We start from the raw sequence: 6088 nt of genomic DNA, 5'->3' as shown, positions 1-6088 counted from the left end.
TAGAGGATGTGCCAAAGCCAAAAATAGGCGTCAATGATGTTTTGATCAAAGTAAAACGGACTGCTATCTGTGATACTGATCTAGGTGTATACAACTGGGAAGGTTGGGCTCGGCAGACCACTCCAGTACCGCTGGTGGTTGGCCATGAATTTGTGGGGGAGGTTGTAGAAATCGGTGATAATGTGAATGAGTATTACTTGGGACAGCTTGTTTCCAGTGAACGCCCCATGGTTTATGGTCATTGCTGTAATAATTTTACGACTGAGGATGGTCATTTATGCGCAGAGGGCTGTGATTGCGTCGGTGCTTTTGCGGAGTACATGTCGCTGCCTGCAGCCGCTGTCTGGCAGCATCATAAGGATGTCGATTTGGATGTGGCGGCGTTATTTGATCCCTTGGGCAATGCGGTGCAAGCCGTACTGCAATACGATGTATTGGGAATGAATGTTCTAATTAGCGGTGCGGGGTCTATTGGAGCCATGGCAGCTGCGGTCTGTCGTCACGCCGGTGCTCGCCATGTGGTGGTTGCCGATATTAATCCGCAACGTTTAGAGTTAGCAAAAAAGCTCGGTGCCACCTACGCTGTTAATGCGACTCAAGAGGATTTAACTAATGTCAGGCACAAGCTTGGCATGGGTGAAGGTTTTGATGTGGGTCTGGAAATGCCGGGTGAGTCTTCGACGTTTAAAGATTTGTTGGCTAATATGTGTTACGGCGGCAAGGTATCTATTCAAGGTTCCCCCAATGAACTACTAGCGATAGATTGGGGTAATGTGATCTTTAATATGCTGACTTTGAAGGGCATTTATAACAGAGGTATGTCTGGAATCTGGCAAAAAATGTCACTCATGATCGATTCCGGTTTGGATATTGGGTCGTTGATTACACATCGCTTGGATTATACTGATTTTCAGCAGGGTTTTGATGCATTAAATGAAGGTGTCGCCAGTAAAGTCATTTTAAATTGGGAATAAAAAAATGACGCGGCTAAATAATAAGGATTATAAAGAAGCGAAAAAAGCGTTTGATAGAGAAGGATATGTTGTATTCGAAGATGTTCTATCTGGTAATGAATTAACTGAGTATTTGAATGCCCTTCAGCCTTTCCTAAAAAAAGATATTAAAGGTAGAAATAATTTTGAGGGGCATAAAACAAATAGGATATATGCTCTTTTAAATAAATCTGAGATATTCGGTAATTTGGTAGATCACCCTCTGGTAATGCAATTTGTCAGGGATGAGTTGGGTGAATCAGCGCTTCTTTCAGCTTTAATAGCCATTAATCTTTTGCCAGGGGAGAGCGTTCAGCCATGGCATACAGATGATGGTTATATTGGTATTGAAATGCCGCACCCTTCATTCGGTATCAGTGCTTTCTGGGCGTTAACTGATACTAATGGAGAGAATGGTGCAACAGAAGTTCTACCGGGCAGTCATCATTGGTCAAAGCATAAATTAACAAAATATATCGAATTAATTGATTCTGATGCAGAAGGGGTCCTTGGTGGTAACTTAGGGCATGCTCCAGATACCAGAAAAAAAGTCGTTGAATTAAACGAAGGTTCCTTAATGCTAGCTAAAGGAACATTGATTCACAGAGGCGGAGCCAATAATACCGATAGACCAAGACTTATTGTCAGCCCGCAATATTGTTTCGGGTGGGCAAGGCAAATAGAAAACATGATAGCGTCTGTTTCAAAAACAAATGCTATGAAGTTAAGTGAGGAGGTAAGACGTCTTATGGGGTATTCAATTCATCCTCCTTTTATTGGTTACGTTGATGGAGTCCACCCTAATAAACTCTTAGGCAATTTTAAGCACTGACACGCCAACACCAGAGCCTAAAGTTGTGTTTGTAGAGGTAGTGCCGTCGTATTTTTGATTTCAGTAACAGCAACATGAGAATGAACTTCACCAATATGGTCTAGATTCACCAGATATTCGCGAACAAACTGCTCGTAGTGGCGGGTATCTTTAGTCACAATTTTTAACATAAAGTCCCACATCCCTGTCATGGTATAACACTCGGTAACCTCCGGTAGTAACTTCACTTCATCCTCAAAAATTTGAAGGTTTTTCTTCCCTTGGCTTGAGAGGCTGACGGTAGCAAAGACCACAATATCCATGCCTAGTTTTTCTCTGTCTAACACCGCTACTTTGCGGTTGATTAGGCCTTGTTCCTCCAGTCGACTAATGCGTCGCCAACAGGGGGATTGAGATATATTGATGCGGTCGGCGATTTCTTGAGTGGTAAGGTTGGCATCACGCTGCAGTAGGTCAAGAATGCGGATGTCTTGGGAGCTCAGTTTAGTGCCCATAATGTGGTGCTCCTGATTAAGGTTGCCTAGTCTATTATAGACTTAATAAATTTATCAAGAGGTTATATTATTCTTTAAAATTAAATTTAGTGTATAAATATTTCATAATTTTGAAAGTAGAAAGATTTTTGGAATAAAAATTTTCCGTTTAGGTCATTACAATTAGGGACGTGAACAGCCTTTGAATTTACTCGTTAGATGACAGTGTGGGAAAGGGAAATGCCGTTAAACGTGTCGCTGGACGATAAGTACACATTGCAGTCAAAACGCGCCTATATGACAGGCATAGAAGCGTTGGTATTGCTGCCTATTTTGCAGCATCAGCGGGATGCTAATCGCGGCCTCAATACGGCCGCATTTATCTCTGGTTATCGCGGTTCGCCACTGGGTACAGTCGATCAAGCGATGTGGAAGGCGCAACAGTTTCTCGATAAACACAATATTACTTTTCAGCCTGGGGTCAACGAAGATCTGGCAGCTACCGCAGTGTGGGGTAGCCAGCAGGTCAATCTTTTTGAGCAGGCCAAATACGATGGTGTCTTCGGCATGTGGTATGGCAAAGGCCCTGGCATGGATCGCAGCATGGATGTTATCAAACATGCTAACGCCTTTGGGACATCGAAGTATGGTGGTGTCTTGGCTATTGCCGGTGATGACCATGCCAGTAAATCCTCAACCCTGCCGCATCAATCCGAGCACATGTTTATTGGTGCTTCGATACCGGTACTTAACCCAGCCAATGTGCAGGAAGTATTGGATTTAGGGGTCTACGGTTGGGAGTTATCGCGTTTTTGCGGTTGCTGGGTGGGTATGAAAGCTATTACCGACAATATGGATTCTGCCATTTCTGCTGAGATTGATCCCAATCGCGTCAATATTATTATCCCTGATCAATTCACACTGCCTGAAGATGGTGTCCATGCCCGTTGGCCAGACCAGCCATTAGCGCAGGAACGCAGGCTGAATAAATACAAAATTTATGCAGCCCGTGAATTCGCCCGTGTTAATGGTCTTAATAAAATCGTGATTGATAGCGACAGACCACGCCTTGGCATTATGACCACTGGTAAAGCCCATCTTGATGTTATGCAGGCGCTTGAGGATTTGGGTATTGATGAGGTTAAGGCCAGTCTTATTGGTCTGAGAATTTTTAAGGTGGGTATGAGCTGGCCGCTGGAGCCGGTAGCTACCCATGCTTTTGCTGAAGGGTTAGAAGAAATTTTAGTCGTAGAGGAAAAACGCTCTATTCTTGAAGACCAGCTAACCAGTCAGTTGTATAACTGGCCGGTTGAACGTCGTCCGCAGGTCATTGGCGAGTTTGATCAGCAGGGTAATGATCTATTGCCTAACTTAAGTGAGCTGACTCCGGCTATGCTGGCAAAAGTGATTGCCGCTCGTATTAATCGGTTTTACCGGGATGAGATTATCGATAAGCGTCTGGCACTTTATAAAAAAAAGGAAAAGGCGCTGACTCAGCCCCGCAAACATCTCGAGCGTATTCCTCATTACTGTTCCGGTTGTCCGCATAACACCTCTACACGTGTGCCTGAGGGCAGTCGTGCCTTAGGTGGCATTGGCTGTCACTATATGGGTACTTGGGGTAAAGGCTCGCGCAGAGCCGATACCTTCAGTCAAATGGGAGGCGAGGGAGTTAGCTGGGTAGGGCAGGCACCTTTTACCGATACCAAACATGTGTTCCAGAATCTTGGAGATGGCACTTACTTTCATTCCGGTTTATTAGCCATTCGTCAAGCGGTCGCGGCCAAGGTTAATATCACTTACAAAATTTTATATAACGATGCCGTGGCAATGACCGGCGGTCAAGCGGTTGATGGTTCTCTATCGATTGACAGTCTGCTATTACAATTGCGCGGGGAGGGTGTTCAGCGTATTGCTCTGGTTTCAGACCACCCCGAAGAGCATAAAGACCAGTTGGAACACTTTGACGGTTTTAGTCTAGATCATCGCGATCAGCTGATTCGTATTGAAAAAGAACTTCGCGAAACCGCTGGCACCACGGTTTTAATCTATCAGCAAACCTGTGCCGCAGAAAAACGTCGGCGCCGTAAAAAAGGGTTGTTAGTCGATCCACCAAAGAGAATTATAATCAATCCTGAAGTATGCGAAGGATGTGGTGATTGCGGTATCCAGTCTAATTGTCTGTCGGTGATACCGCTAGAAACCGAGTTGGGTCGTAAGCGAGAAATTGATCAAAGCGCTTGTAATAAAGATTATTCTTGTGTCAAAGGTTTCTGCCCTAGCTTTGTTTCAGTTATAGGTGGTAGCCTGAAAAAAAGCTCCATGATGCTGGCAGAAAAGCCAGATGACTTCGCTCGCCTGCCGTTACCTAGTATTGCTGCTATTGATGATCAGCCGTGGAATATTATTGTCACCGGTATTGGTGGTACCGGTGTGCTAGCTGTTGCGGCATTAGTAGCGATGGCTGCACATATTGAAGGTAAAGGTTGTGCCACTATGAATCAAACCGGACTGGCGCAAAAGTTTGGTGCCGTTGTCAGTCATGTGCGCATTGGCAAATCTCAGCAAGCCATTAATTCTGTGCGGGTGCCGGCTGGCGATGCCGACTTATTATTGGGCTGTGATTTGGTGGTCAGCGCTGGTGATGAAGCACTGGCAAAGGTCAATGTAGATCGTTCTTATGCCGTTATTAATGATCACCAATCCATGACCGCTGAATTTATCACTGATCCTGATTTGCGCTTCACGGCAGATGATATGAAAAAGTCCATTGTCGAAGAGGTAGGGGAAGATAAAACAGGGTTTATCAATGCGACTGAAATAGCCACCCAGCTTTTTGGTGATGCTATCGCCAGTAATTTGTTTTTACTTGGTTATGCCTGCCAGAAGGGTTATATGCCAGTAAGCGTTACGGCGTTGCAGCATGCCATAGAGCTAAATGGTGTGGCAGTAGAGTTTAATAAAAAAGCCTTTCTATGGGGGCGTCGTGCGGCTGTCGATTTAGAGCAAGTGCTGGATTATGTCGAGATAAAGTCGGCCTTTAAACCGCTCGAAACTACTCAAGAGATTGCCGTAGATCGTTACCAGCGTTTAACCGATTATCAAAATAGCGGCTATGCTGACCACTATCAGTCTATCCTTACCAAAGTCCAGAAAGTTGAAGCGACAAAGGTTAAGCATAGCGATGGCCGCTTGGCAAAGGCTGTGGCTAAATATCTCTATAAGGTCATGGCCTATAAGGACGAATATGAGGTTGCAAGGCTTTATAGTAATGGTGATTTTCTACAGCGCTTAAAACAACAGTTTGAAGGCGATTATCAGTTGCAGTTCCATTTGGCGCCGCCGGGTCTCGCAAAAAAGGATGTAGATACCGGTTTGCCCATTAAACGAAAATTTCCTCAGTTATTGATGATCGGTTTTAAATGTCTGGCAAAATTAAAATTTCTCCGTGGTAGTATTTTTGATCCCTTTGGTTATTCGCAAGACCGAAAACTGGAACAAAAACTGCGAAGTGATTATGAAGAATTAATCGCTGAGATTATTGAAAAGCTAACACCGGCCAACTACGAGGCGGCTATTGAATTGGCTCTGATGCCTGAACATATTCGTGGCTATGGTCATATTAAAGCTCAACATGTTGAGGCAGTCTCTGAGCGTAAAAACATCCTGTTAAAGCAGTTGCGCGGTGAAATTATTGATGCGCTTGCTGTTGCGGCATAAACCTAACGTAAGTCCATGGACGAGAAACTCTTATGAACGTTTTTGACCATCCTGATTTTGATCATCATGAA

General features: G+C 44.4%; 4 protein-coding genes. 3 read left to right on the top strand and 1 reads right to left on the bottom strand.

Annotated features, from left to right (window positions below):
* Positions 1 to 8: 8 nt before the first annotated feature.
* Both tdh and AACP44_RS08065 read left to right on the top strand, forming a co-directional pair.
* On the top strand, positions 9 to 974 hold the full coding sequence (gene tdh, locus AACP44_RS08070; protein WP_339340010.1) for an L-threonine 3-dehydrogenase: 966 nt from the start codon (positions 9 to 11) through the stop codon (positions 972 to 974).
* Between the two features lie 4 nt (positions 975 to 978).
* Entirely contained in the window at positions 979 to 1824 is an 846-nt protein-coding gene (locus tag AACP44_RS08065) for a phytanoyl-CoA dioxygenase family protein (protein ID WP_339340009.1), read from the top strand.
* Between the two features lie 17 nt (positions 1825 to 1841).
* Here AACP44_RS08065 and AACP44_RS08060 read toward each other — a convergent pair whose 3' ends face one another.
* The gene (locus AACP44_RS08060; protein ID WP_339340008.1) at positions 1842 to 2318 is read right to left on the bottom strand and encodes an Lrp/AsnC family transcriptional regulator; all 477 of its coding nucleotides are present in this window, start codon (positions 2316 to 2318) and stop codon (positions 1842 to 1844) included.
* A gap of 219 nt (positions 2319 to 2537) precedes the next feature.
* Between AACP44_RS08060 and AACP44_RS08055 the strand changes: the two genes are divergently transcribed.
* A complete protein-coding gene (locus AACP44_RS08055) occupies positions 2538 to 6017 on the top strand; it encodes an indolepyruvate ferredoxin oxidoreductase family protein (RefSeq protein WP_339340006.1) in 3480 nt (1159 codons plus the stop codon).
* Positions 6018 to 6088: the final 71 nt, after the last annotated feature.

Source organism: uncultured Oceanicoccus sp., from assembly GCF_963968385.1.
Classification (GTDB): Bacteria; Pseudomonadota; Gammaproteobacteria; order Pseudomonadales; family Dasaniaceae; genus Oceanicoccus.
This window is presented reverse-complemented; position numbering and strand designations above follow the sequence as displayed.

Excerpts from the sequence above, each read along its gene's own strand:
- AACP44_RS08065 (WP_339340009.1), top strand. The coding sequence starts at position 979 with ATGACGCGGCTAAATAATAAGGATTATAAAGAAGCGAAAAAAGCGTTT.
- AACP44_RS08060 (WP_339340008.1), bottom strand. The coding sequence starts at position 2,318 with ATGGGCACTAAACTGAGCTCCCAAGACATCCGCATTCTTGACCTACTG.
- AACP44_RS08055 (WP_339340006.1), top strand. The coding sequence starts at position 2,538 with ATGCCGTTAAACGTGTCGCTGGACGATAAGTACACATTGCAGTCAAAA.